Source organism: Nocardia elegans NBRC 108235 (assembly GCF_001612845.1).
GTDB classification, from domain to species: Bacteria; Actinomycetota; Actinomycetes; order Mycobacteriales; family Mycobacteriaceae; genus Nocardia; species Nocardia nova.
This window is the reverse complement of sequence record NZ_BDBF01000021.1, coordinates 110848-136312: the sequence shown is the minus strand read 5'-3', so window position 1 is coordinate 136312 and position 25465 is coordinate 110848. Positions and strand designations below refer to the sequence as shown.

The 25465-nt window shown below is 66.7% G+C and carries 25 protein-coding genes and 2 pseudogenes; 12 read left to right on the top strand and 15 right to left on the bottom strand.

Annotated elements, in window-relative coordinates:
* Nucleotides 1–539 (bottom strand): TIGR03857 family LLM class F420-dependent oxidoreductase (locus NE2_RS16920; protein WP_084494096.1); only part of this gene is annotated, 539 nt, incomplete at its 3' end.
* Nucleotides 540–624: 85 nt separating this feature from the next.
* Here NE2_RS16920 and NE2_RS16915 point away from each other — a divergent pair.
* The 4 genes from NE2_RS16915 to NE2_RS16900 are packed head-to-tail and all read left to right on the top strand — an operon-like array spanning nt 625 to nt 3983.
* A complete protein-coding gene (locus NE2_RS16915; protein WP_063027251.1) occupies nt 625–1725 on the top strand; it encodes a phosphotransferase family protein in 1101 nt (366 codons plus the stop codon).
* Nucleotides 1722–2168, top strand: a complete 447-nt coding sequence (locus NE2_RS16910) for an FAS1-like dehydratase domain-containing protein (protein ID WP_063027249.1) — start codon at nt 1722–1724, stop codon at nt 2166–2168. The genes NE2_RS16915 and NE2_RS16910 overlap by 4 nt, the downstream gene beginning before the upstream one ends.
* Nucleotides 2165–2614 carry a MaoC/PaaZ C-terminal domain-containing protein gene (locus tag NE2_RS16905; RefSeq protein WP_063027247.1) on the top strand — a complete coding sequence of 150 codons (450 nt, stop codon included), beginning with the start codon at nt 2165–2167 and terminating at the stop codon, nt 2612–2614. The genes NE2_RS16910 and NE2_RS16905 overlap by 4 nt, the downstream gene beginning before the upstream one ends.
* A 34-nt stretch (nt 2615–2648) precedes the next feature.
* Complete coding sequence (locus NE2_RS16900; protein WP_063027245.1) at nt 2649–3983, top strand: TetR/AcrR family transcriptional regulator; 1335 nt, start codon at nt 2649–2651, stop codon at nt 3981–3983.
* Nucleotides 3984–4003: 20 nt separating this feature from the next.
* On the opposite strand, the gene NE2_RS16895 is transcribed toward NE2_RS16900, so the two are convergent.
* Complete coding sequence (locus NE2_RS16895; RefSeq protein ID WP_063027293.1) at nt 4004–5188, bottom strand: CaiB/BaiF CoA transferase family protein; 1185 nt, start codon at nt 5186–5188, stop codon at nt 4004–4006.
* 342 nt (nt 5189–5530) lie between these two features.
* On the opposite strand from NE2_RS16895, the gene NE2_RS16890 reads away from it, so the two are divergent.
* Genes NE2_RS16890 through NE2_RS16875 form a run of 4 tightly spaced genes read left to right on the top strand, consistent with a single transcriptional unit; the run spans nt 5531 to nt 9310 of the window.
* The gene (locus NE2_RS16890; RefSeq protein WP_063027243.1) at nt 5531–7039 is read left to right on the top strand and encodes a class I adenylate-forming enzyme family protein; all 1509 of its coding nucleotides are present in this window, start codon (nt 5531–5533) and stop codon (nt 7037–7039) included.
* A 24-nt stretch (nt 7040–7063) separates the two neighbouring features.
* Nucleotides 7064–7369 (top strand): hypothetical protein, encoded by a 306-nt coding sequence (locus NE2_RS16885; RefSeq protein WP_063027241.1) that lies wholly within the window; start codon nt 7064–7066, stop codon nt 7367–7369.
* Nucleotides 7362–8459 (top strand): CaiB/BaiF CoA transferase family protein, encoded by a 1098-nt coding sequence (locus NE2_RS16880; RefSeq protein WP_281262704.1) that lies wholly within the window; start codon nt 7362–7364, stop codon nt 8457–8459. The genes NE2_RS16885 and NE2_RS16880 overlap by 8 nt, the downstream gene beginning before the upstream one ends.
* Nucleotides 8460–8497: 38 nt before the next feature.
* Nucleotides 8498–9310 carry a crotonase/enoyl-CoA hydratase family protein gene (locus tag NE2_RS16875; RefSeq protein WP_063027237.1) on the top strand — a complete coding sequence of 271 codons (813 nt, stop codon included), beginning with the start codon at nt 8498–8500 and terminating at the stop codon, nt 9308–9310.
* Nucleotides 9311–9410: 100 nt separating this feature from the next.
* Here the strand turns inward: NE2_RS16875 and NE2_RS16870 are convergent, their stop codons facing one another.
* The 9 genes and pseudogenes from NE2_RS16870 to NE2_RS37540 form a co-directional block, all read right to left on the bottom strand.
* Nucleotides 9411–9914, bottom strand: coding sequence for a nuclear transport factor 2 family protein (locus tag NE2_RS16870; RefSeq protein ID WP_063027235.1), 504 nt, complete (start codon nt 9912–9914; stop codon nt 9411–9413).
* 81 nt (nt 9915–9995) lie between these two features.
* Nucleotides 9996–10583 carry a nuclear transport factor 2 family protein gene (locus NE2_RS16865; protein ID WP_063027233.1) on the bottom strand — a complete coding sequence of 196 codons (588 nt, stop codon included), beginning with the start codon at nt 10581–10583 and terminating at the stop codon, nt 9996–9998.
* A 32-nt stretch (nt 10584–10615) separates the two neighbouring features.
* The gene (locus NE2_RS16860) at nt 10616–11479 is read right to left on the bottom strand and encodes a 3-carboxyethylcatechol 2,3-dioxygenase (RefSeq protein WP_174553950.1); all 864 of its coding nucleotides are present in this window, start codon (nt 11477–11479) and stop codon (nt 10616–10618) included.
* Between the two features lie 64 nt (nt 11480–11543).
* Entirely contained in the window at nt 11544–12383 is an 840-nt protein-coding gene (locus tag NE2_RS16855; RefSeq protein ID WP_063027289.1) for a mycofactocin-coupled SDR family oxidoreductase, read from the bottom strand.
* Between the two features lie 55 nt (nt 12384–12438).
* Entirely contained in the window at nt 12439–13650 is a 1212-nt protein-coding gene (locus NE2_RS16850) for a CaiB/BaiF CoA transferase family protein (protein WP_063027231.1), read from the bottom strand.
* Nucleotides 13651–13699: 49 nt separating this feature from the next.
* Nucleotides 13700–15181, bottom strand: a complete 1482-nt coding sequence (locus NE2_RS16845; RefSeq protein WP_063027229.1) for an aldehyde dehydrogenase family protein — start codon at nt 15179–15181, stop codon at nt 13700–13702.
* 16 nt (nt 15182–15197) lie between these two features.
* Nucleotides 15198–16391: a thiolase family protein gene (locus tag NE2_RS16840; protein WP_063027227.1), complete on the bottom strand. Its 1194-nt coding sequence runs from the start codon at nt 16389–16391 to the stop codon at nt 15198–15200.
* Nucleotides 16384–16647: a Zn-ribbon domain-containing OB-fold protein gene (locus tag NE2_RS16835; RefSeq protein WP_307617860.1), complete on the bottom strand. Its 264-nt coding sequence runs from the start codon at nt 16645–16647 to the stop codon at nt 16384–16386. The genes NE2_RS16840 and NE2_RS16835 overlap by 8 nt, the downstream gene beginning before the upstream one ends.
* 9 nt (nt 16648–16656) lie before the next feature.
* A pseudogene (locus tag NE2_RS37540) lies at nt 16657–16806 on the bottom strand (zinc ribbon domain-containing protein); the annotation flags it as partial.
* Nucleotides 16807–17414: 608 nt separating this feature from the next.
* Here NE2_RS37540 and NE2_RS16830 point away from each other — a divergent pair.
* Both NE2_RS16830 and NE2_RS16825 read left to right on the top strand, forming a co-directional pair.
* Nucleotides 17415–18608 (top strand): OB-fold domain-containing protein, encoded by a 1194-nt coding sequence (locus NE2_RS16830; protein WP_063027223.1) that lies wholly within the window; start codon nt 17415–17417, stop codon nt 18606–18608.
* Nucleotides 18605–19765 carry a thiolase C-terminal domain-containing protein gene (locus NE2_RS16825; RefSeq protein ID WP_063027221.1) on the top strand — a complete coding sequence of 387 codons (1161 nt, stop codon included), beginning with the start codon at nt 18605–18607 and terminating at the stop codon, nt 19763–19765. The genes NE2_RS16830 and NE2_RS16825 overlap by 4 nt, the downstream gene beginning before the upstream one ends.
* A 69-nt stretch (nt 19766–19834) precedes the next feature.
* Here the strand turns inward: NE2_RS16825 and NE2_RS16820 are convergent, their stop codons facing one another.
* Nucleotides 19835–20599 (bottom strand): FadR/GntR family transcriptional regulator, encoded by a 765-nt coding sequence (locus NE2_RS16820; protein WP_063027219.1) that lies wholly within the window; start codon nt 20597–20599, stop codon nt 19835–19837.
* 268 nt (nt 20600–20867) lie between these two features.
* Between NE2_RS16820 and NE2_RS16815 the strand changes: the two genes are divergently transcribed.
* Entirely contained in the window at nt 20868–21500 is a 633-nt protein-coding gene (locus tag NE2_RS16815; RefSeq protein WP_063027217.1) for a TetR/AcrR family transcriptional regulator, read from the top strand.
* 11 nt (nt 21501–21511) lie between these two features.
* Here NE2_RS16815 and NE2_RS16810 read toward each other — a convergent pair whose 3' ends face one another.
* Nucleotides 21512–22114, bottom strand: a complete 603-nt coding sequence (locus NE2_RS16810; RefSeq protein ID WP_063027215.1) for a cysteine hydrolase family protein — start codon at nt 22112–22114, stop codon at nt 21512–21514.
* Between the two features lie 192 nt (nt 22115–22306).
* Here NE2_RS16810 and NE2_RS16805 point away from each other — a divergent pair.
* A pseudogene (locus NE2_RS16805) lies at nt 22307–23216 on the top strand (enoyl-CoA hydratase); the annotation flags it as partial.
* A 76-nt stretch (nt 23217–23292) separates the two neighbouring features.
* On the opposite strand, the gene NE2_RS16800 reads toward NE2_RS16805, so the two are convergent.
* Both NE2_RS16800 and NE2_RS16795 read right to left on the bottom strand, forming a co-directional pair.
* Nucleotides 23293–24114 carry an acyl-CoA thioesterase gene (locus NE2_RS16800; protein ID WP_063027213.1) on the bottom strand — a complete coding sequence of 274 codons (822 nt, stop codon included), beginning with the start codon at nt 24112–24114 and terminating at the stop codon, nt 23293–23295.
* Between the two features lie 104 nt (nt 24115–24218).
* Nucleotides 24219–25433 (bottom strand): amidohydrolase family protein, encoded by a 1215-nt coding sequence (locus tag NE2_RS16795; RefSeq protein ID WP_063027211.1) that lies wholly within the window; start codon nt 25431–25433, stop codon nt 24219–24221.
* Nucleotides 25434–25465: the final 32 nt, after the last annotated feature.

The window sequence follows — 25465 nt, the reverse complement described above, 5'->3', positions numbered from 1 at the left end:
AGCTCGAGCCCGCGCGGCCCGATGGCGGCGAGCAACAGCGGGGGCACCGGCTGGTCGGGCACGTCGGTCAGGCGCAGCGCCGGGAAATTGCCAGCGGGCCCCTGGTAGCGGACCTTTTCGCCCCGACACAGCCGCCGGAAGATGTCGGCGGAATCGGTCAGTGAGCGATTGGTCGGCACCGGCAGTCCCACCGACTGCCACATCGCGGCCACCGAGCGCCCGACACCCAGCACGAGGCGACCGTCCGACAGCGCCTGCGCGGTCATCGCCATCGACGCCAGCAACGCCGGATGCCGCGAGTTCAGATGCGTCACGCCGGCGGCGATGTCGATAACGCTGGTGACCTGACTAATCGCACCGAACAGCACTCCGAAGTCCTTGGCGCCCCAGCGTTCGCTGAGCCAGACCGTGCCCAGTCCGAGGCGTTCGGCCTCGGTCGCCTGGGTCAGCGCGGGCCGGGGATCGGTGACACGGCCCGGCACGACATAGGCGCCGAGCCTGCCTGCCCGCTCGGCAGCACTGGATTTTTGTTCACTCATACCCATATTCTGACAGTAATGGTCAGTTTTGGGCCGACGCGGTCGAAGTTGGCGGCCGGGGCCGTGCGACAGAGAGCGAGTTTCAGTGAGTTACACCGCCGAGCGAGGACACCTCGACGACAAGTCCCGCGGCGCGTTGACGGCGTGGGCGCGTACCCGTCTGGCACCGCCAGGTCACACCGGCTTGGAACTGTCGGAGTTCTCCGCCCCGGGCGCCGGATACTCCGGCAAGACCGTCTTCTTCACCGCCGCATGGACCGAAGCGGGCGGCCGGCGCGTACGCCGCGCTCTGGTACTGCGCATGCAGGCCCCCGATCATCAGCTGTTCATGGCCCCCGATGCCATCCGGCAGGCCGAGGTGATGCGTGCGCTGGCCCGGTATGCGCCGATGCCGGTCATCACCGCCCAGGAGCCCGATCCCGACGTACTCGGCACACCTTTCTACGTCATGGACCGCGTCGACGGGCGCGTCCCGTCGGACGTGCCGAGCTGGCATAAGGCGGGATGGACCGCCGGCCTTACCCCGGACCAACGAACACTGCTGTACGACAACGGGTTACGCGCACTGGTCGCACTCCACGGAATTGCCGACCGTGCCACGGTCGACGCGCTGGCCACACCCGGGCCCGGCACTGCCCTGGCTCGCTACGTCGATCAGGTGCACCGCTGGTACCTCAGCGCCCGCGAGGAGCTGGTGGTCGACCCCGAGATGCTGGCCGCGGCGGTCGCCGAGTTGACCACCGACATCCCCGACACCGACGCCGAGGGCATCGTCTGGGGTGATGCTCGGGTGGGGAATATGGCCTTCGCAGCGGATCTGTCGGTCGCCGCCCTGTTCGACTGGGAGGGCGCCACCACCGGACCGCCCGACATCGATCTGGGCTGGTGGCTGATGTTCGAACGGTTTCTGTGCGAAAGCATCGGCCTGCGACGACCCGAAGGCGTGCCCGACGATCCGGATATCGTGCTCCGCTACGAACAACTCGGTGGCCGCCGGACCGGCGATATCGGCTACTACACGCTGCTGGCCGCAGTCGTGTTGACGCTGATCACCAACCGGCTCTCGGTCCTGCTGGTCCGAGACGGTCTCGACCCGAAGGTCGCGCGTTCCTATCCCGCCGCCGCGCTGGAGCTGGTACGGCGCTACCTCGGCGAACGAATCGAACGAAGGAGTATCACCCGATGAACGAACCTGCCCCGGTCGGCACCGTAGGCACGCCGTGGGATGTGATCGTGGAGCGCGGAAAGATCCGCGAATTCGCTCGCGCAATGCAATCGGAGAACTCCGCCTACGCGGGCCCGGACGCGATCGTCCCGCCCACCTTCCTGATCACCGCCGGTCAGTGGGCGCCCCCCGGTGCCCGCGTCGACGTCGGATTCGACCGCGCCCGCCTGCTGCACGGAGAACAGGAATACATCTTCCACGGGCCGCTGCCCCGGGCCGGAGATCACCTGACCGCGCGCGAAAAGGTGGTCGATCGATTCGAGAAACCGGGAAAACGCGGCGGTGTCATGCGATTCGCCGTGGTGGCCACCGAATTCCGCACCGGCGACGGGGAATTGGTGGCCGAGGCACGAGCCACATTCATCGAAACAGCACCCAGGGAGAAGAAGGAGAAGTCCGCATGACGACCACCCCGGCCGCCGCATTCGAGATCGGAACCACGGCCCGTCCGCGCACATTCGGCCCGCTGACCCGGCAGATGTTCGTGCGCTATTCCGGTGCCTCCGGCGACCTGAATCCCATGCACTACGACGACACCATGGCGATCGCAGCCGGATACCCCTCGGTCTTCTCCCAGGGCATGCATCAGGCGGCGCTGCTGGCGACATTCGCCACCGATTGGCTGGGTGCGCACAACCTGCGGCGATTCGGCGTGCGCTTCCGGGAGCAGGTGTGGCCCGGCGACGTCCTCACCTGCACCGGAACGGTGACCGCGATCGAGCCGGTCGACGGCGGCCAGAGAGTAACGGTCGAACTTGCATGTCAACGTCAGACGGGCGGCACCGCCCTCGCCGGAACCGCGCAGTTCCTGCTCGACAACGGCCACGACACAGTGGTAGCCAGCACATGAAGCACACGCGCGAGATCGACTAAAGTAGCCGTTGATGTCAGAGAACCGAATCCTTCGCCGGGCGAGCTACGGCCCGTCGAGCCCCGAGATCGGCACCCGGGGTACCACCACGCGGCGAAAGATCGTCGACGTCTCGCTTGTGCTGTTCGGTGAACTCGGCTTCTTCAACACCTCCGTGGATGCGATCGCCAAGGCGGCCGGGGTCTCGCGAGCCACTCTGTACCAGTATTTCCCGGGCAAGGACGAGATCTTTCTCGAGCTGATGGACGAGTGTGGTAGCGCCCTGTTGCGTGTGACCCGCCGCATCGGCCCGCTCGGGCCCACCCCGACGGGTTTCGACAATCTGAACTGGTGGCTCGGCGAGTGGAGCTGGGTCTTCGAACGCTATTCGACGATGTTCGTGCAGTGGGCCAATGTAGCCGCCACCGAAAGCGTGGTGCAGCCGGAGATCGACCGTTTCGTCGGCAAGTACCAACATCAGCTGGCGAATCGCTTGGCCGATGCGGAACTCGACGGGCTCGACCCGGAATTCGCCGCGATGGCGATGATGGCGGTCGTGCACCGGGTGAATCTCTACCTGCACACCGACCGCGCCCACGGCCGCAGCATCGAATCGGTGGTCGATGCCCTGTCGGTCTTCCTGCAGCTGGTGTTCTTCCCGGATACACCCGCGAACGTCTTCGATACCTTGCCGCTGCGCGTCGACTCGGCGCAGGTCATCACTATCCCGCCGATACCGTCGGCACGAGGAATAACGATCGAGGAACGCACGCGTGATCTCAGCACGCGCGCCCGGCGCACCGTCGAGCGGCTCGTAGCCGCGGGTGCGGCGCAGTTCGCAGCTCGTGGGTACCACCGCGCCAATGTGGACGATATCGTCGCCGCGGCCGGCTACGCCCGCGGCACCTTCTACAAATACTTCAACGAAAAGCAGGACCTGTTGCTCACGGTCAGCGCCGAGGCGGGTGCCACGGCGATCACCCTGGGCGACGAACTGCGTCATCTACGCCCGCCGGCTGCCGACCCGGCCGCGTTCCGCGGCTGGCTGTCGAGATTCGTGGAGTTCGAGGCGGAGTTCGGCGGGGTCATCGATGTCTGGACCGAACGCGGGACCGAACGGTCACTGGTCGCCGATCTGGGCGCCTACGGCGAAGCGATGACCGACTCCGCGATCGTGGATTTCCTCAGCACCGTCGATCGGCCCGATATTCCGTTCGATCCCATCGCCTCGGTGCTGATCTTCCGCGCCATCATGGAGCGGCTGGCACGCGCGTCACAAGAGATCGAGATTCCTCTCGCCCCCGAGCAGATCGTGGATCTGATGTCCGCGGTGATCGAGCGTGGATTCTTCTCGCGCGCCCGAAACTGACCTCGATGCAGCCCCGGCGCTCAAATGGTGCCGGCGGAGCGGAACCGCTGAATCTCGGCCGCGGAGAAACCCAGTTCGTCCAGGATCGCCTCTGTATGGGCGCCGACGGCCGGGACGGGATCCATCCGGGGTTCCACGCCGTCGAGCGCCGCGGGCGGCAGCAGCGCTCGGATATCACCGCCGGGAGTATCCACCTGGCGCCAGCGATCACGCGCTGCCAGAACCGGATGCTCCCATACCTGATTCATATCGTTGATCCGGGCGGTCGCGATGGCCGCCGATTCCAGGCGCGCTAGCAGCGCCTGGGTGGTGAGGCTGTTCGTCACGGCGGCGATGATCGACTCGAGTTCATCGCGATGGGTCACCCGGCCGGGATTGGTCGCGAATCGCGGATCGGTGATCAGCTCCGGCCGCTCGAGCACCTCGGCGCACAGTCGCTGCCATTCCCGATCGTTCTGCACCGCCAGCAGGACCGTCCCGCCGTCACCGGCGGTGAACGGGCCGTAGGGCGCGATGGTCGCGTGCCGGGCCCCGGTCCGCACCGGGGCCGAACCGCCGTAGCGGGCGTAGTAGAGCGGCGAGCCCATCCATTCGACGAGCGCTTCGAACAGCGATACCGACACCGCCCGCACCCGCCCGGTCATGGCCCGGGTGTACAGGGCGGTCAGGATGCCGGAGAACGCGAAGGTTCCGGCGGCGATATCGGCCACCGAGATGCCGGCCTTCGCGATGTCGGCGTCCGAACCAGTCACCGACAGCAGGCCCGCCTCCGCTTGGACCAGCAGATCGTAGGCCTTGCGCGACTGCCAGGGCCCGTCACCGCCATATCCGGAGATTCCGCACGGAATGACAGTGGGATACCGCTGCGCCAGCCGGTCGACGCCCAGGCCCATCCGGGCCACTGCCCCCGGCCCGAGATTCTGTACGAAGACGTCGGCACCAGCGAGCAACCGGTGCAGCACCTCCCGGCCGTTCTCGGATTTCAGATCGAGCGTCACCGATTCCTTGGACCGGTTGAGCCAGGCGAAGTAGCTGGACTGGCCGAGCACCGTGGTGTCGTATCCCCTGGCGAAATCCCCCGCACCCGGTCGTTCGATCTTGATCACCCTGGCCCCGAGGTCGGCCAGCTGCCGGGTGGCGTACGGGGCCGCGACCGCTTGTTCCAGGCTGACGACGACCACGCCTTCCAGCGGCAATTCGCCCATCGAATTCTCCCTGCTCATTCGCGCGAGCGCTTGGTGGCCGAGGCCTCCGCGATGACACTCGAAAATGACATAGATTGTCAGATCGACACTATAGAATGCCCTATCGGCCTGGCAAGAATGAACGGACGCCAGCCTACTGTGCGCAGTAGCAGGTGATTTCGACTGGAAGCCACAGTGTCCGCTCAATATAGACAAGCTGTCAGATCATCGCTTACTGTGGTGTGACACAGACCCCACTAACACATCATCTGGTCGTGCCGGAAAGCGCCGGCCCCGGCACCGGTTCACCCGGTCGGCCCGCGCGGACGAGGCCGCACCGAACTATGCCGATCGGAACACACGATGACGATCTCCCTCCTCCTCGACATGGCGGTTGCCGCGAATCCGGACCGCGTCGCCCTCACCGCGGGTGACCGGTCGCTGACCTACCAGCAGTTCAGCGATCTGGTCCAGAGCGTCGGCTCCGCATTGCGACGATCCGGCGCCGACCACATCGTCTATCTGGGCGGTTCGGGTGTCGAACTGCCCGCATTGCTGTGGGGCGCCGCCCACGCCGGGATCCCGTTCGTCCCGGTGAACTATCGGCTCGAGGCCGGCCGGCTCGTCCGGCTCATCGAGCGGGTCGGCAACGCACTCGTCGTCGCCGCTCCGCGCTACGCCGAATCGGTCGCCCACGCCGGTGCCACGGTCGAGACCACGGACGCATTCTTCGCGCGCGCGGCGACCGGTGCGCTGCCGATCGCCGACGTCGATCCCGAGAGTCCGGCGGTCATCCTGTTCACCAGCGGGACCACCTCGGAGCCCAAGGCGGTCCTGCTGCGCCACAGCAATCTGCTCAGCTATGTCATGGGCACCGTCGAATTCGGTTCGGCGGATCCGGCGGATGCCACGTTGGTGAGCGTGCCGCCGTACCACATCGCGGGGATCGGAACGATCCTGACGAACTTCTACGCGGGCCGCCGCATCGTGTACCTGCCCGATTTCGACGCGCGGGAATGGTTGCGCCTGGTCCGCGAGGAGGCCGTCTCCTCGGCCATGGTGGTGCCCACCATGCTCGACCGGATCGTGTCCGTCGTGGGCGGGGCGGTCGCCGACGCCCCGGCGCTGCGATCGCTGTCCTACGGCGGCGCGCGCATGCCGCGCCCGACACTGGAGGCGGCGCTGCGAGCATTCCCGCGCACCGGATTCGTCAACGCCTACGGTCTCACCGAAACCAGCTCGACCATCGCACTGCTCGGCCCCGAGGACCACCGCGCCGCGATGAACAGCGACGATCCCGCCGTGCGGGCCCGGCTCGGCTCGATCGGGCGTCCGGTGCCCGATATCGAGATACTCATTCGCGACGCCGACGGCAACGCGGTCGCTCCCGGCGAACAGGGCGAACTGTGGGTTCGCGGGCCGCAGGTGTCCGGCGAGTACATGGGCACGGGCTCGGTGCTCGACGCGGAAGGCTGGTTTCCCACCCACGATCTGGCCTATCAGGACAGCGAGGGCTTCTTGTACATCGTCGGCCGCAACGACGACACGATCATTCGCGGCGGCGAGAACATCGCCCCCGCCGAAATCGAGGACGTCCTCATCGACCACCCTGCCGTGCACTCGGTCGCGGTGGTCGGAATTCCCGATGAACATTGGGGCCAGGCAATTCTCGCCGCCGTGGTCCCCGAAGGCGATGAGCTGCCTCAACCCGAGCAACTGTTCGAGTTCGTGCGCTCGCGGCTGCGTTCTTCACGCACGCCCGACCACCTCGTCTTCCGCAGCGAGCTACCGGCCACCCCGACCGGAAAGATCCTGCGCAAGGACATCGCCGCCGATTATCTCGCGGACGCGGCCGCCGATTCGGTCCGCTGATCCGCATCCCGGAAAGGAGTAGCAATGGTGAAGTCCGGAACCCGGTTACGGAGTCAGGTCTGCAGCACGGAGGTGATCGTGGTGCGCGCCGCTGACAACGCCGCGGAATTGCGTTGCGGCGGAGCGCCGATGGTCGATCTGGACCGGCCTCGGGAATCGGGGGCGAGCCCGGCCGCGGAATTCTCCGGCGGCACCCTCATCGGCAAGCGCTACGTGGATGCCGAGGGCACCATCGAGGTGCTGGTGACCAAGCCGGGCGAGGGCTCGCTGGGCCTGGGCGACACCGCGCTGACGGTCAAGACCGCGAAACCCCTGCCCGCCAGTGACTGACGTGGTACAGGCAGGCGGTGCGGGTCCCTTGGCCGGTGTGCGAGTGGTCGAACTCGCCGCCATCGGTCCCGCACCGCACGCCGCGATGACACTGGCCGATTTGGGCGCCGACGTCGTGCTGATCGACCGCCGAAACCCCGGCGCGACCGGTCACCGGCCCGCTCAGCAGCGCGGGCGCATCCTGGTCGAGGCAGACCTCAAGCACCCGGCCGACCGTGAGCAGATCCTCACCCTCGTCGAACGAGCCGACGTGCTGCTCGAGGGTTTCCGGCCCGGGGTCACCGAACGCCTCGGCATCGGGCCGCGGGTGGCACTCGAGCGCAACCCGCGGCTGATCTACGGCCGCGTCACGGGCTGGGGACAAACCGGTCCACGCGCCCAGCAGGCCGGCCATGATCTCAACTACATCTCGATCACCGGACTGCTGCACGCCGTGGGTCGTGCCGATCAGCGACCGGTTCCGCCGCTGAACCTGTTCGGCGATTTCGGCGGCGGCTCAATGTCGCTGGTCGTCGGCGTGCTGGCGGCACTGGTCGAGCGGCAGCGCTCCGGCCGGGGCCAGGTCGTCGACGCCGCGATGGTCAACGGGGCCCCGGCGCTGGGTCATCTGCTGTGGTCGATGCACGCCTCCGGACGCTGGTCCGATGAGCGCGGCACCAACATCTTCGACGGTTCCGCGCCGTTCTACGACACCTATGAATGCAGCGACGGCCGCTATGTCGCGGTGGCGGCGCTGGAGCCGAAGTTCTATGCCGAACTGCTGCGAATCCTCGATCTGGAGCCGGAAACCCTCGGCCCGCAACGCGATCCGGAAGGCTGGGCGAAGATGCGCAAGGTCTTCGCCGAGAAGTTCGCGACCCGCTCCCGCAACGACTGGGCGAACGTGTTCGACGGCACCGACGCGTGTGTGACACCGGTGCTGACGATGACCGAAGCCCAGGACGACGAGCATATGCGCGCACGCGGCGTATTCGTCGACATCGACGGCGCGGTGCAACCGGCACCCGCGCCGGTGTTCTCCCGCACGCCCCCGCCCGTCCCCGCACCACCGCCGCGGTGGCCGGTGGATATCGCAGCAGTATGGAAATGAATCCGCCGCACGGCGGACCGGAATAGATAGGGACCCAGGTGACCAATAGCCAGACCGAGGTCGCGGCGCCGACCGTTATCATCGAACGACACGGCCATGTCCTGCTCATCACGCTCAATCGCCCACAGGCCCGCAATGCCCTCAATGCCGAGATGTGCGTCCGGATCGGCGACGCGCTGGAAGCGGCCGACCGCGACCCGGAGATCCGCGCGGTCGTGCTCACCGGCGCCGGCGACAAGGCGTTCTGCGCCGGCGCCGATCTGAAGGCCATCTCGCGCGGGGAGGCGGTGATTCCGGAGGGGCGCGAGCACTGGGGACTGGCCGGTTACGTCTCGCATCCGATCAGCAAGCCCACCATCGCCGCGGTCAACGGTGCCGCCCTCGGTGGCGGCACCGAATTGGTGCTCGCCAGCGATCTGGCGATCGCCGCCGACACCGCGAGCTTCGGCCTGCCCGAGGTGACCCGCGGGCTGATCGCCGGTGCCGGTGGCGCGTTCCGGCTGCCCACCCGGCTGCCGCAGGTGGTGGCGTTGGAGCTGCTGCTCACCGGCGATGCGATCAGTGCCGAGCGGGCCCTGGAATTGCATCTGGTCAACCGCGTGGTCCCCGCGGGACAGGTGCTCGAGCAGGCGCTGGATCTGGCCCACCGGATCGCGGACAACGCACCGCTGGCGGTTCAGGCCACCAAGCGCATCGCCCTCGGGCAGAGCAGCGGCGGCGAGCGCCCCGGCGAGGATCGCGGCTGGGCCGCCACCACCGCGGAGTTGACCGCAGTCGCCTACTCCGAGGACGCGCAGGAGGGCCCGCGTGCCTTCGCCGAGAAGCGCAAGCCGGTGTGGAAGGGACGCTGATCTCGCTGACCCGTCGGCCCAGACCTCTCACCGACACGGAAACGCTGGGTACCCGGACATTTCGTCCAGGCGCCCAGCGTTTTCCGTCTGCCGCGAAACCTCAGCGACGGGTGTCGGGGCCGGGCCGGGCCCAGTCGACCCAAGGACCCCAATCGCGCGGAACGGCCGGATCGGGCACCGGCCCGGGCTGCTCACGGGCCCGCAGGTATTCGCGGACGAACTTCTTTCTCTCCGGCAGCAGCCACCAGCAGTCCATGTCCGACCAGCGGCCGCCCCCGGCGTAGGTGAGGATCGTCGTCGAGGTGAATTCCGCGGCGATACCGCCCCCATCCGGGCGGTCCGCGCGATGCACGCTGCGGAAGGCGACACGGTTCCCGTCGGCGGCGTACCAGACCAGCGGTGAATAGACCGGAATCGAGCCGACCAGACTCCACCCGACCAATTCGCGGATCGCCTCGGGGCCCACGGCGGCGCCTCGGTGCGGATCGTGGTATTTCGCATCGGCGGTGAACGAGTCGGCCCAGCTCGCCCAATCCCCGTGTATCGGGCCGGTCGAGTAGAAATGCCGGAAAGCGGCATCGATTTCACCGCGCAGCCGTGTCATCGGTCAATTCCTCCACAGGGTCGCGGCCTCATCTCGACGGCCCCCAATTCGTCAGCGCCGCAATTCGAATGGCGCTGCAATTCAATGGCTCCGCACGCCGAAATCGATATCGGCGATGCCGGAGAAGGGAACGAAACCCTCGCGGGTCACCCACGACGGTTCGGCGACGTGACCGGGTTCGGGACGCGCCCACGAGACCCATGGCCCCCAGTCCCGGCGGCTCAAACGCTGCTGCGGGGTTTGCGGATGCGCCTCGAGTGCCCGCTGATATCGCGCGGCGAAATCGGCCATCTCGGCGGTGACCCAGATATCTTCCTCCGAGTGCCACCGGCCGCCGCCGGCGTATTCGATGATCTGTAGCGACGGGAAGTCGATCGGCTCCGCGCCAGGTTCCGGATTGTCGGCGCGATTGACGATCTCGTACACCACCTGGCCGCCGTCGATCAGATACCACTTCAGCGGGCTGTACACCTGCGGGGCGGCACCCATCGTCCCCTCCAGGAATCGCACGATTTCACCGGGCCCGGTGAACCGGCCGTAATAGTGATCGGTGTAGACGGCGTCGTCGGTGAACAGATTCGCCCACGCCTGCCAATCCTCGTAGACCAATCCGGTCATCACATAGTTGCGGAATGCCGCCTCGACCTCGTCTCGGTCGAATTCAGCCATCGTCACCCTCCTTGTTCCGGCGGATGCCGGATTCATCGTCGCGAGATCGCGAGCCCCATCCCGGTGATCCATTTCTCCACCGGTTCGTAGGAGACGCATTCGAACGGCTTCCCGCCACCGGCCGCGCCCGCGGCCAGCCAGGTCCGGACCTCATTGGCCCCGACACCGGCCTGTTCGGTGGCGACGGCGGCGAGCTCGGCCAGCCGGGTGGCGTCCCAGGTGGTCAGCGCGTCGAGGAAGGCGCGGTCCCACTCGGGCCGGATCTTCTTCTCGGCGGCGGCGTAGCCCGCGGCGATGATGCGCGCCCGTTCCTCATCGCTCATATCGTGGGTATCGACCTCCAGGCTCGGCGGGGAGTGCGAGAGCCCGCCGGTGCCGATCACCAGCACCCGCTCGGAGAGACCGTCGAGGAAACTCCCGACGGCAGCGCCGAATTCGAGTACGCGCCCCGGCGTCGGCAGCGGCGCCGTGGCGCAGTTGATCGGCACCGGAATCACCGGATAGGCGGCCAGGCCCTCGGTGAGATCGTGTAGCGGCTGCGCGAACGCGTGATCCAATTCGATATCGCGGCATACCGTGATATCGAATCCTGCATCGAGCAGATGGTCGGCGAGCCCCCGCGCCGGCTCGGGCGGCACCCGCAATGCTCCAGCCGACCGGCCCGCCTCGGCCATGATCGCGGCACTGAGCGCGACCGCGAACGACGGCACGACCTTGCGGAAGGCACGACGATGGTCACCGCCGAAGAGCACCACCACATCCGGTGCGAATTCCTCGACCAGGGAGCGGACCCGCGCCAGACCATCCCGGAACTCTGTGCCGTAGACGTGTTCCACGTCGCGCATCATTCCCGGACTGTGGCTCGCGCAGACGATCAGCCGATCCGGCCCCGACATATGCACTCCTTACTCTGTTCGTCGCATGTGCGGATGGCGGTGACCGCCCGCGTGCGGCGTGGTTCTAGCGTCGACTCGCCATTCCCGCATCGACGTTGAGGGTGCTTCCGGTGAACGAGCGCCCCGAATCGGTGATGAGGAAAACAATGGCCTCACTGACATCGCGCGGCTCGATCATCGGCAGGTCCGGTAACAGGGTCTGCATGGCATTGGCCAGGTTCGGATATGCGCCGAGCACATTCAGCAGCTCTGGGTTCTGCGTCACCATCGGTGTCGCGCAATTGGTCGGCGCGACACCGTTCACCCGAATGTGGTACTGGGCAAGGTAATTCGCATACTGGCGCACCATTCCGGTCAGGGCGAGTTTCGCCATGCCGTAGGCGTCGTCACCGCCTCGTCCGTTGCCGAGTCCCAGCATGGCCGCCATCGAACTCGTCACCACGATATTGCCGTCCCGGTGCCCCTGCTCGCCCCGTTCGATCAGATGGGGCATGGCGACCCGAACCGTATTCCAGGGCCCGATCAGCAGCAGATCGATACCGGTGCGAAACGCCTCGGCGGCATCCGCCTCGGCGGTATTGCTCAGCAGCACACCGGCATTGGCCAAGACGGTGTCGATATGACCGAACCGTTCGACACCGGCGTCGAATGCGGACTGCAACGACGCCAGATCGCGGATATCGGCCTTGTGGGCAAGCATGGACCGGCCGGTCTTCTCGACCAGTCGCACGGTCTCGTCGAGGTCTTCGGAGGTGCCGAGTTTGTATGGGACGAGGTCGATGTCGGCGCAGATATCGACGCCGACGATGTCGGCGCCTTCCTCCGCGCACCGAATCGCATGCGAGCGGCCCTGACCGCGCGCGGCTCCGGTGACGAAGACGACCCTGTCTTCCAGCTTGCCCACTGTCTTGTCCATTTCTCTTGTCGCAGCAGTGATTCGGTGCCCGAAGGCGGCCAGATCAGATGACGGCCCCCGACTCCTTCAGGGCGATGATGCGGTCCCAGTCCAGCCCCAGTTCCTGCAGAATGTCGTCGGTGTGCTCCCCGTGGCCCGGTGCCGGGCGCAATGCCGCGGGTGTCTCGTCGAACTGGACGGGATTGGCCGCCAGCGCGAAGGTGTTTCCGTTGGCGTCGGTCACCTTCGGCAGATAGCCATTGGCCGTCACCTGCGGATCATCGTGCAGTTCGAGGGCGGATTCGAAGGCATCCCACACCCCGTCGAAATCCTCCAACTGCTTGCGCCAATACTCGAGCGGCTGAGCTTCGAAGGTCCGGCGCAGTTCTGCGGTGCATTCGCGGCGGTTGGCGAAACGAACGCGAGCGTCGGCGAATCGGTCGTCGGAGACGAGATCGGCCCGGCCGATGCGCGCACACAGATCCGGCCAGAATCGGTCCGACTGCAGCAGCACCAGCGCCAGGAACCGATTGTCCTGGGTGCGATAGATACTGGTTACCGGGTTCGGCATTTCGTCGAGGTCGTATTTCGGGATGTTCGAGCCGATCACCTTGGACCCCACCACATCCGGACCCAGCTGCCACAGTGCGGTTCCCAGTAGCGATACGTCCACAACCGAGGCCTGCCCGGTGCGCTCCCGCCGGTACAGGGCGGCCGCGACACCGCCCGCGATGGCGAAACCTCCGAAGACATCGCCGAAGGCCGGCCGCTGGATCGGCGGATAGCTGCCATCACCCGCGGCCAGCGCGTCGCCGATGCCACCGCGCGCCCAATAGGCCGCGAGATCGAATCCGCCGCGATCGGCCTGCGGTCCTTTGGGCCCGTAACCGTGCCCGCGCGCGTAGATGATCTTCGGATTGCGCGCCCGGATCGCGTCGAGGTCGACGCCGAGGCGCTGCTGGGACCCGGGCAACAGATTCGTCGCGAAGACATCGGCCTGTTCGACGAGTTTGTACAGGATATCCAGTCCTTCCGGGTTGGCGACGTCTAGTCCGACGCTGCGCTTTCCCCGGTTGGGCTGCTCGATGAAATGGTTGACCCCGGTCGCCCCGGCCACCACCCCGGAATTGACCAGTCCGCGCTGCGGGTCCCCGGTCTCCGGGTGTTCGATCTTGATGACGTCGGCGCCCCAGTCGGCCAGCACGGCACCCGCGGACGGCACAAATGTCCACGCTGCGAGTTCGACGACTTTCACACCTTCGAGAATCGGCTCCATCGATCGGAGTCCTTTCTTTCCTGCTCGTTCCGGAACACCCCGCGAGGGATCAGCGGAATCCGACTACCTTTGTCTGGAGGTACTGTTCGAAACCTTCGCGACCGTTCTGGCGGCCCAGACCGCTCTGCTTGTAGCCGCCGTACGGTGAATCGGCGCCGTAGAACATTCCGCCGTTGACCATCAGCGTGCCGGTGCGGATACCACGAGCGATCGCGTCGGCACGTTCGAGGTCGCCGCCCCACACCGAGCCGGACAGCCCATACGGGCTGTCGTTGGCGATCCGGATCGCATCACGGTCGTCCTCGAACGGGATCACGGCGAGGACCGGGCCGAAGATTTCCTCCCGCGCGATGGTCATCATGTTGTCGACGTCGGCGAACACCGTGGGCTGCACGTAGTAGCCCTGCGAAAGATGCTCGGGGCGACCGCCCCCGACGGTGATCCTGGCGCCTTCCGACTCGCCCCTGCGGATGTAGTCGAGCACACGGGCGTGTTGGCGCGCGTTGACCAGCGGGCCGGAGAAATTGGCTGGATCGGTGGGATCGCCGTACGGGATACCACGGAATGTCGCGGTCGCGATCTCGACCGCTTCGGCGTAGCGGCTGCGCGGCACCAGCAACCGGGACGGTAGCGCACATCCCTGACCGGCGTGCATGCAGGCGATCATCGACTGCGGAATGACGGCATTGAAATCCGCGTCATCGAGTACCACCATCGCGTTCTTGCCGCCGAGTTCGAGGAAGGTCCGTTTCAACGTCGCCGCCGACAACTCGACGATGCGTTTGCCGACGCCGGTCGAGCCGGTGAACGACACCATATCCACGCGCGGATCCACCAGTAGCTGCTCGGCGACACCGTTGTCGGAGGTCGTCACCACGTTGAACACGCCCGCCGGGATGTCGGTCCGCTCGGCGACGAGCCGGCCGATGCGGGCCGCGCCCCACGGGGTGTCCGGGGCAGGCTTGAGAACGACGGTATTGCCGGTGGCCAGGGCTGGCCCGATCTTGTTGAGCGCCACTTCGATCGGAAAGTTCCACGGCACGATGGCCGCGACGACACCGATCGGCTCCTTCACCACGCGACGATGACTGACCGCGCCGAACAGCTCGGTGTCGGGAAGCGTTCGCTCCCACTCGAAATCATCGATGAGTTCAGCTGGATAGGCGATCGCGTCGGCCAGCGGCCAATCGAGCTGGGCCATATAGGTGATCGACACCGGCGATCCCGCTTCGGCGACGAGTTCGGTGCGGAAGGCTTCCTTCTCGTCCTGCAGAGCCTCGTGCAGCTGACGCAGGCAGTGTTTGCGGAATTCGCGATCGGTGGCCCAGACACCGTCGTCGAATGCCGTCCGCGCCGCAGCGATCGCACGATCGACATCCGCCGGGCCGGCGTCGGCGGTATCGCCGATGACCTGCTCGGTCGCCGGATCGATATTGTCATAGCGCTCGCCCGAGGCGGCATCGGTCAGGACGCCGGCGATCAGCATCCGGGATTCTCCGCGGGTGATGTGCGATGTCGTGGGGGCTGTCATGATCTCCGTGGACCTCTCAATCACGCCGGCTGAGCAGCATGGCCCCGGCGACAGGGCCGCCGCCGACCGCCACCGCCACCAGCTCCGGAGTCTTGGGCGCCTGCCGATCGCCACCCTCGCCCCACAGCTGGACGCAGGCTTCGTGCAGGAATCCCATACCGTGCAGGCGGCCACCGGACAGCTGGCCGCCACTGGTGTTGAGCGGCAGTTCCCCGTCGAGAGCGATGCGATGCCCGCCCTCGACGAATTCACCGACCCGGCCGCGCTCGCAGAATCCCAGCGCCTCGAGCCACTGCACCGTCAGGAAGCTGAAGCCGTCGTAGAGCTGGGCCATATCGACATCGGCCGGGCGCAGGGTGGTGCGCTCCCACAGCGTCGTCGCGGCGTCGTGGGCCGCCATCGTCGTGATGTCGGCGCGCTGGTCCCAGGTCGCGCGTTCGAACATGCCGGTGCCGACGGATTCGACAGTCAGCGGCGGCTTCGGCAGACCGGCCGCGGCCTCGCGCCGGGAGATGATCACCGCGCTGGCCCCGTCGCAGGGCACATCGCAGTCGTAGAGGCAGAACGGATCGGAGATCATCCGCGCCTGGAGGTAGTCCTCGAGCGACATGGGGGTGCGATAGACGGCGTCGGGATTGAGTCCGGCGTTGGTCCGGGCGTTCACCGCGATGGCGCCGAGCTGTTCGCGGGTGAGACCGAAGTCGTGCATATAGCGTTGGGCGACCATAGCCAGCCAGTTCGCCGCCGACACCGCGCCGAAGGGGCCGAAATATTCCAGGTGATCGGGCAGCCGGCCGTTCCCGAACAGTACCGATGCGCGCCCGGCGGTCTGCGCGGTCGACTCCCATACCGATCGATACACCAGCACGTGGTCGGCCAGCCCGGTAGCCACCGCCATACAGGCATCGATCGCCGGGCCGATCTGCCCCGCGGTCTCCATACTGCTGGTGAACCACCGGCTGCGCAGTCCGAGTGCGTTGCGCAGCTCGTGCACAGTGGCCCCGGAGAAGCCGGGATCGGGTACGCCCGGACCGGGATAGCTGGCCACCCCGTCGATATCGTCGGGCTCGAGGCCCGCATCGGCGATGGCCCGCAGCGCGGCCTCGACGGTCAATTCCAGACCGCTGCGGCCCAGACGCCGCCCGACCTGGGACTTGCCGGCGCCGGTCACTACGGCCTTGCGTCCGAACAGACCGCTCGGCTCACTCATCGCTCACTCCTGCCGCGGGACGGAACAGGGGAAGCCAGATGTCGTCCCACTGCTCGAAGAACACCTCGACCTCGAGGCCGACCGACACCGTCTCCGGCACCACCCCGACCACATTGCTCACCACTCGGACATCGGGCTCTTCGGCCAGTTCGATCATCGCCACGACATAGGGCGGCGGAAAACCCGGAATCCAAGGCTGGCGATTGATGGTGAACGCGGCCACCCGGCCGCGGCCGGAAACCGGTTCGGGGGCCACATCGGTGCTCCGGCAGCGGAAACACGCTGCCGATCCGGGATGAAACCATCGCTGGCAACTGCGACACCGGTAGATCAGCAACCTCCCGTCGCGGCCGCCGGTCCAGAATGGTCCCGATACCGCTGTCGGCGCCGGCAGCAGCCGTACCTCCGGCCGCACGTATTCGACCGCGACCGCACCACCGTGCGACACACCCTCGGCCTGTTCCAACAAATCCAGTCACATCCCGTGTCCATGCGGCACGTCGTCACGATCGGCCGCAACCACTTGATCCTCTTCACTGTAGAACTCATCTGACAGTAGCGTCAATATCGTTCAGCGAGCTTTGCACTGGTAAAGTGCGATGTATTATCGGCGCCTTAGGACACGGTCTGACACTCCGTCACCAATCCACCACGCCAAGGACGCGCCGGTCGGCCCGGCAGGGCCGACGAGCAGATGCACCGAACGAGCCCCACGGCACGTGTCGTGCGGTACACCCTTGGCGACATGATAGGAGCGCATCGCCCTGCGTCGGATCCAAATAGGAAAAATCGTAATAACGCTATAATTATTTAGCTGTATCGGGACGCGTGGGTGACTCCCACCTCGCCAGAGCCGGCACCGGACCGGTCCATGAGCATGTCCACCAGCGGGAGCCGATCGGCAGCCCCGAGGCGCCCGCGCCGATCCGCCTCGGCTCATTGCGGCGCGCATGTAGTATAAATAGTTAGTTAAATATGCTACTTCGAGGCCCTAGCGCCGACGACCGAACAGGGGTTGTGGCAATGAGTTGGATCAGTTCACTAGGCACCTACCTGCCGCCATGGGGAACTGCGCAGCGGCGCACCGCCGGGGACGACGAGGATGCGGTGACGATGGCGGTCGAAGCCGGGTCGGCCGCCCGGCGAGGCGGCGGCCCGATCGCCCGGGTCACGCTGGTCACCAGGGACTTTCCGCTCTTGGAGGGCGGTAGCGGAGCGGTCTTGCTGGCAGGACTCGGACTCGATCCCGACATCGAGGTCACCGAGCGCATCGGCGGCGCCCCCGCGGCGCTGGACGCGATCGCCACCGCCCGCCCGCGCACCCTGGTCATCGCCGTCGATTTTGAACCGGCCGGCGCCGCCGCAGCGGTCATCGGCGAGACCGGCCTCACCGTCCGTCCGGTGGCCCGGCTGGCCCGCAGCCTTCCGGTCCGGACCCGTGACGCCGCCGGCACGACCCGCGACTACGGCGATCCGCGCCTGCTGCGCGAACGCGGAATCCTGCGATCGGTGCGGACCGCCTGGCCAGGTGAGGTGAGCGCGGTCGCCGGAGTGGACCACAAGACGGCCACCGCGCTGTCGAGTGCCAGTGCGCCGCAGCTGCCGACGACAGGCGCGTCCGCGGCCGTGTTCGCCCTGACACGGATGGCCGAAACCGGCACCACGGGTGTACTTCTCGGTGTCGAACAGGCGACGGTGAGCGGTCTCGGTGTGGATGGCGGTACCGCATCGGTGGTGCGCAACGAACTCCAGGCGCGCCCGGTTCAGCGCCTCGTCCGGGCGCCGGGCCTCGACATCCCCATCTCGCTGGCCGCCTACGAGCGCGCCTTCGATGCCAAGCTGCGCTGGCAGGCCTCGCGCAACCTCGTCACCGGCGCGCTGGATTTCCCGCCGCGGCTGTCGATCGACACCGAGGGCCGCCTCGTCGAGCCGGCCGAGCTGGTGGAGTTGCCGCGCACCGGAACCGTCTACACACAGGTCACGGTGCATGTGCCCGTCCCCGGCCTGCCCAGCCCGTATTCGCTGGTCATCGTCGAGTTGGACGGGGTGACGGTGCGCGCACTGGCGAAAACCACTGCCGCCGAAGCGGGTTCGGTCGGCATCGGTGACCATGGCCGCATGGTCCTGCGCCGGGTCGCGGTGCGTTCGGGCGTTCCCGACTACGGATACGCCTTCATCCCCGATACCGCGCAACACACACAGAAGGAAATCGCATGAGAAGGGTCGCGATCGTCGGGGCGGGAATGACACCGTTCGGCGAACATTTCGGGCTGGGCATCAAGGATCTGCTGCCAATGGCCTTCGCGGAGTGTATCGCGAACGTGGACAAGGGCATCGCTCCCGCCGAGATCCAGGCGGCCTGGTTTGGCGAGCTGTCCACCACCGACGGCTTCCCGTCCGGGATCCTGGCCGACAGCTGCGGCCTGCTCGACATCCCGATAACGCGAGTCGAAAACGCCTGCGCCACCGGCAATGACGCGGTGCGCAACGCGCTGTTCGGGATCGCGTCGGGCGCCTTCGACATCGCCCTGGTGATGGGCGCCGACAAGGTCCGGGAGTCCGCGAGCAAGGACACCTTCTGGGAATGGGCCGGGATGACCCGCGATATGGCGTGGGACTATCCGCTCGGACTGATCGCCCCGGCGAATTTCGCGCTGCACGTGAGCCGCTATCTGCACGAATCCCCCGCCACCCGCGAACATATGGCGATGGTGGCGGTGAAGAATCACCGCCACGCGGTACCGAACCCGAAAGCCCAACTGCGGCAAGAGATCACCATCGAGCAGGTACTCAACGCGCCGATGGTGGTGGAGCCGTTCGGCCTCTACGACTGCACACCGCAGAGTGACGGCGCCGCGGCGCTCGTGCTGGCCGCCGAGGATGTAGTGGACCGCTATACCGATCGACCGGTGTGGATCCGGGGCGTGGGCCTGGGCGTCGATCGGGTGATGCATCAGCACAAAGCCGATATGACCACCTTCCCCGCCACCGTGCGCGCGGCGAAGGCCGCCTACGCCATGGCGGGCCTGACGCCCGGCGACATCGATGTGGCCGAGGTGCACGACTGCTTCACCGGTGTGGAACTGATCAGCTACGAGGACCTGGGATTCATAGACCGGTTCGGGGCATACAAACTCGTGGAGGCCGGCGCGACGACGATCGGCGGACCACTGCCGGTCAATCCCAGCGGCGGACTGAAGGCCAAGGGGCACCCCCCGGGGGCCACGGGCGTGGCGCAGTGCTTCGAAATCTTCGAACAGCTGCGCGGTAGCGCGGCCAACCAGGTCGACGGCGCGCGGATCGGCTTGGCGCACAATATCGGCGGCCCCACCGCGGTCTCCGCGGTCACCGTCCTGGGACGGGATCGGGCCTGACCCGAGCCGGACCGTATCGCGCTCTCCGCCTCGGCCGCGGCCCCACCGGGCGCGCGGCCGAGCGGCGGCCTAGGGCAGCACGTCGAGGACCGACTCCTCCGGGTCCTCGATCATGAAGTTCTTGACCTGGGCCAGATGTTTACGCCAGAAGGTCTCGGCCTTGACGGCGTCCTTGTCCCGAATCAACTGCACGAGCTTGACGTGTGCCCGGTGCGCTGCCGCGGCCTTGGATTCGGCACCGGTGTCACCGCGGTGCTCACGCAAGAAGTTCTCGACGTGGCTTTCGATGATCGTCGAGACGATGTCGAGCAGCACGATCATCGTCTGATTGCCCGCCAACTGCATCAGCGTGCGGTGGAATTCCAGGTCGTATCCCTTACCGAAGGCCGGCGGGTCACTCAGCAGCGCTTCGCCTTCGGCAAGCATGTCGTCGAGGGCGCGCAGGTCGGCCGCGGTTCGCTTGCGCGCCAACGTGGCCACCGCTGCCACCTCGAGATTGGCCCTGGCCTCGTGCACGTCGGCGAGGGTGGCCTTGCGGTACTGCAGCAGGGTCCCGGCGTAGCGAGCGGCCGCGGATACGTCGGGCATCATCACCCGGCCGCCACCGCGCGCACCGCGCCGCACCTGAATCACCTGTTCGGACTCCAGGATTCGGAACGCCTCGCGCAGCGTGGGACGCGACACGCCGAATCGCTCCATGAGTTCGGTCTCCGATGGCAGCGCATCGCCCTCACGCAGTTCACCGGTGACGATCTGACGGCGCAATTGGGCGGCCACCATCTCACCGGCCTTCGGCACGCGGACGACCGACGTCGACAGTGGCATCGCAGACATGAATTTCCTCCGGTATGGGTCAGCTGATACCACTATTATCACCTATCCACCTGTATCCGGCGCCAACGACCGTGATCCGGGCCAGGGGGCGAACCACCGGTCAGCGGGTATTGCCGCACCTCGGCACCGGCGCAGTTCCCGCCCTCGACCGGCCGAGCCGATGACGGAAGCGCCCGGACGCCACAGTTGACAAAACTGTCCGGATTGCCCGCCCGCCGCGGCGCGCACCGCCGGATACCACACCGGAATCTCCTAGACTGGCCCCATCATGAACGATTCATCGGCGCCCGCACTCGACGACGACAGCAGCCGGACCGACGACCCCCGGCTGGGCGCACGCGCGGCGCGCACGCGCAACGCCATCCTGGAGGCGTCCAAACAGCTGTTCCTGGAACGCGGCTATTCGGGCACCCGGATCAACAACATCACCGATGCCTGCGGGATCTCGCGGGCCGGTTTCTACACCTACTTCCGCGATAAGCGCGAAATCTTCAACACCCTGGGCGAGGAGACCTATCACGAGTTGCTCGACGTGGTCGCACGTTGGGACACCATTGCCCAGCCGTGCACCCGCGAGGACGTCGAGATCTGGGTGCGCGGCTATTTCGCCTTCATGGACAAGCACGGGGCCTTCATACTGTCGGCCCAACCGGGCCCTTCCGACGAAGATGTCAAAATCGCCAGCACCCGGATGCAGATGCGGGTGGTGTGGCTGCTCGGGATGAATCTGCGCAACCGCCAGCGCCACCCGGCCGCCGCACCGGAGGCGCTGGGACTGTGCGTCCAGGCCATGCTGGACCGATCCTGGTATCTGAGCCACACCCAGCAACAGCTGCCGGTGGATCCCGACGACATCGTCCGCACCGCAACCGATTTCCTGATGGCGATCCTGACCGCCTGAGCCCCGTCCGGTTACGCGCGCAGCGCCGACTCGGCCCAGGCAGTGATCAGGTCGTCGACGGTGACGATATCGGCCAGCATAGCCATCGTATTGCGCAGCACCTGCTCGGCGTACTCGGCCGGGGTGCCCATCACCGCGTCGCGCGCGACCACCACCCGGAATCCCTCCTCGCTCGCATCGGCCGCGGTCAACGGCAAGGCCACATTCAGCGAGACCCCAGCCAGCACAACAGTGTGAATTCCCATGCTGCGCAGCACCGGAAGTAGTTCCGTACCGTGTGTGGGCGAGAGCCCCTGATGCCGGCCGAGCACGAAGTCGGCTGGATCCAACAACTCCGCGACGACTTGGGTGGACGGGTCCCCCGGCCCCCACCCGCCGGCTCGGTCCAGTGCACGCCACAACGGCGCCTTCCCGGGCCCACCGGCACCGAGGAATCCTTCGAACGTCGCGTGCACCACCGGGATACCGGCAGTGCGGGCGCCGGCCAGCAGCCGTGCGACACCCGACACAACGGACCGTACATCGGCGGCCAGCGCGGGAAGCACCGACTCGGGCCCGATCACGCCGTTCTGACATTCGACGCACACGACGGCGACTCCGGTGGGATCGGCCACCGCTCGGGCGCCGGGGATGCTAAATCCGCTTCCGTTACTCTTATTTGACGTCATCGTCAAACACTATCGAAAGCAGGTTCCGGTTTGTGGAGCAACAGGAGATTTTCGTAAGATCCCGCCCATCCCCGGTTCGGTACGGGCCATTTTGTCACTATCGTCAATTGAACTCCGGAGCTCGCCGTCGGCAGCTGCCGGGAAAGGCGTCCCCGTGAGTTACCGCTACATCCGCTACGAAACCCTCGAACAGGGCCGCATCGCACGCATCACCCTGAACCGGCCGCAGGCGCGCAACGCCCAGAATCGTGGGATGCTCGTGGAATTGGGCGAGGCCTTCGAATGCGCCGAAGCCGACGACACCGTCCGCGTGGTGGTGTTGCGCGGCGACGGTCCCGCATTCTCGGCCGGACATGATCTGGGCACCGCAGAGAGCGTCGCCGAACGCGAGCCCGGACCCGACCAGCATCCGAGCTTCCAATGCAACGGAGGCACTCTCGACGGCGCCGAATCGCGGCTGCGTCAAGAGTGGCATTACTATTTCGAGAACACCAAGCGCTGGCGACAGCTGCGCAAGATCACCATCGCTCAGGTGCACGGGAAAGTCCTTTCGGCCGGACTCATGCTGGCGTGGTGCTGTGATCTCATCGTGGCCGCCGAGGGCACTGCCTTCGCCGATGTGGTCGGCACCCGGCTCGGCATGTGCGGCGTCGAATATTTCGCCCACCCGTGGGAGTTCGGCCCTCGCAAAGCCAAAGAGCTACTGCTGACCGGTGATTCGATCGACGCCGAACAGGCGTATGCGCTCGGCATGGTGAGCAAGATCTTCCCCGCCGAAAGCGTATCGGAGCGAACGGTCGAATTCGCGGCCCGCATCGGCAAGGTCCCGTCGATGGCCGCGCTGCTGATCAAGGATTCGGTCAATCAGGCACAGGACGCCCAGGGCTTCAGCATCGCGCTGGACGCCTGCTTCACGATCCATCAGCTCAACCACGCCCATTGGAGTGAGATCTCGCGCGGCGAAACCTACGTCGGCACGGTCGACTACGGACTGGAGGACTGGCGGGCGGCCCCCGTGCTGCGGCCCGCGGACAAGAACACGCCGTGACGACCGCCGTCCCGTGGGGACCGAGCGCCGCCGGGTATCCCGGCGGCGCATCAGGTTTCACAGCCGCGGCGGCGATTCAGATCTTCGGCACGGGCCTGCCGGGCGGCGGCTCCCGGAACAGCGACTCCTGAGCCAGGGTGGCCACCGTGGCGCCGTCGGCCCGGCGAACCGTTCCGGTGTAGAGCCCCCGCCCTCCGGCCACCGTCCGCGGGAGCAGGTCCACCAGCACCCACTCGTCCAATCGCGCCGGACGATGGAACCACACGGTGTGGTCGAGAGTCGAACCCGCCCACTGCGCGCCACCGGGCACATCCACCAGACCACTTGACGTATCGGACAGATAGGTCAGCACACAGGCGTGCACGAGCGGCGAATCCGGCAACTCGATCGCGCTGCGAGCCCAGAACCGGCTCGGCCACGGAGTGGACCGGGTTCGCTGCGGTGGCACTCGTGCCTGCATCGACCACATGCGCTCGAATTCCCACTCGGGCAGCAACTCCGGCGCTGCGATGTCGGGCATCGGCTCGACCTCGTGGTCCGCGTCGTGCCGCGGCGTCGCGAACGACGCGGACATTGTGAAGATGACTTCGCCATCCTGCAGTGCGATCACCCGGCGCGCGGAATACGACCGGCCGTCGCGGTCCCGGTCGACCCGGAACAGCACCGGCCGCGCCGCACTGCCGCCGCGCAGGTAGTAACAGTGCAGCGAATGCGGCAATCGGCCCGGGGGTACCGCCCGGCCGGCGGCGTACAGGGCCTGCGCGGCGACCTGGCCCCCGTACAGCGAGAACGGCTCGTCGAAAAGCACGACCGAACGATGCAGATCGCGATCGATCTGCTCCAACTCCAGCAGATCCAGCAGCGTCGCAGACGCTATCGGTGCCGACTCCAGCGACATCTCACACCTTTCTCGGCGCACACCCGCGCGCCGGGCCGACCGGGTCGTCAACCGGTGTGCGCCACATCGATCGTCGAATATCAGTGTGGCACACTGTATTTCGATTAAGCGGAGACGGGCACACTGTCACCGGCGGGGTTGCGCACAGGAAGCCCGAGCAGACGGCGCGCGTTGTCACCCATGAAGTCGCGGGTGCGCCGCTCGTCCATGCCCTCGGCGTATTTGTAGAAGCCACGCGGTTCGGTCAGACCCTCCGGATGCGGAAAGTCCGAGCCGAACAGCACCTTGTCCCAGCCGACGGTGTGCACCACATCGGCGACCTTGCCCTCCCAGAACGGGCTCACCCAGATGTTGCGGCGGAACACCTCGTGCGGATGCTCGTCGAAGGCCTGCGGCATCTTGGCGTACGTGGCCTCGAAATCGTCGAACAGCGGCTGGATCCAGGCGCTGCCGTTCTCCACACTGGCCACGCGCAACTTCGGGAACCGGGTCAGCGTGCCGTGGCAGATGAGGCTGGTCATCATGTCGGCGATTTCGCGGTGCCCCAGCGCGATCCAGCGGAACGCGCTCATCTCCAGGTGGTTGTTGGTCTCCGGCGGTTCCCACTGATTGATGTAGCCGTCCAGCGGTGGCTGACTGGCGTGGAATACCACCGGGATCCCCGCCTGCTCGACATCACTCCAGAACGGGTCGAACTCCGGCAGCGCCGGCGAGCGCCAGCCCCGCAGGCCCTTCACCGGAGCCGGCTTCATCAGCACTACCTTGGCCCCGTTCTCTATGACATAGGCCAGTTCCCGGCGAGCGTCGTCGACCATGGCGGCGCTGATCACCGGTGTCATGAACAGCCGATCCTGATGGGTGTAGCCCCAGGTGTCGAGCATCCAACGGTTCAGCGCGTGGATCACCGCGACCACCAGTTCGGGGTCCTCGGCCGCGGAGTGCTCGACCAGATTGGCCAGCGTCGGATAGATCAGCGCCTCATCGACACCCTGACGGTCGAGTTCGGCGATGCGGGGTCCGGGCTCCCGGAACGAGGGTTCGGCATCGATGCCGACCGACAGCTCGCGCAGCGATTTGCCCTCGGCGTTCTGACCCGCGAAGAACTTCTCCCACGATCCCGGCGCGGCCACCCGGTCGAATGTCGGGTTCGGGATGTATTCGGTGATCCGGCCGAGGATCGCGATCCGCGCCGCGTTCCCGACCTGCACGAATTGCACTGCGCGGCGGTACTTCTCAGGTAGATAGCGCGTCAGCGCGTCCGGCGTCTCGTACATGTGCTGATCGGCGTCGAAGATCGGCGCGTCGGTGAACTGCGTCATGGGATGTCCCTATCCAAAGTTCGGCTACTGGC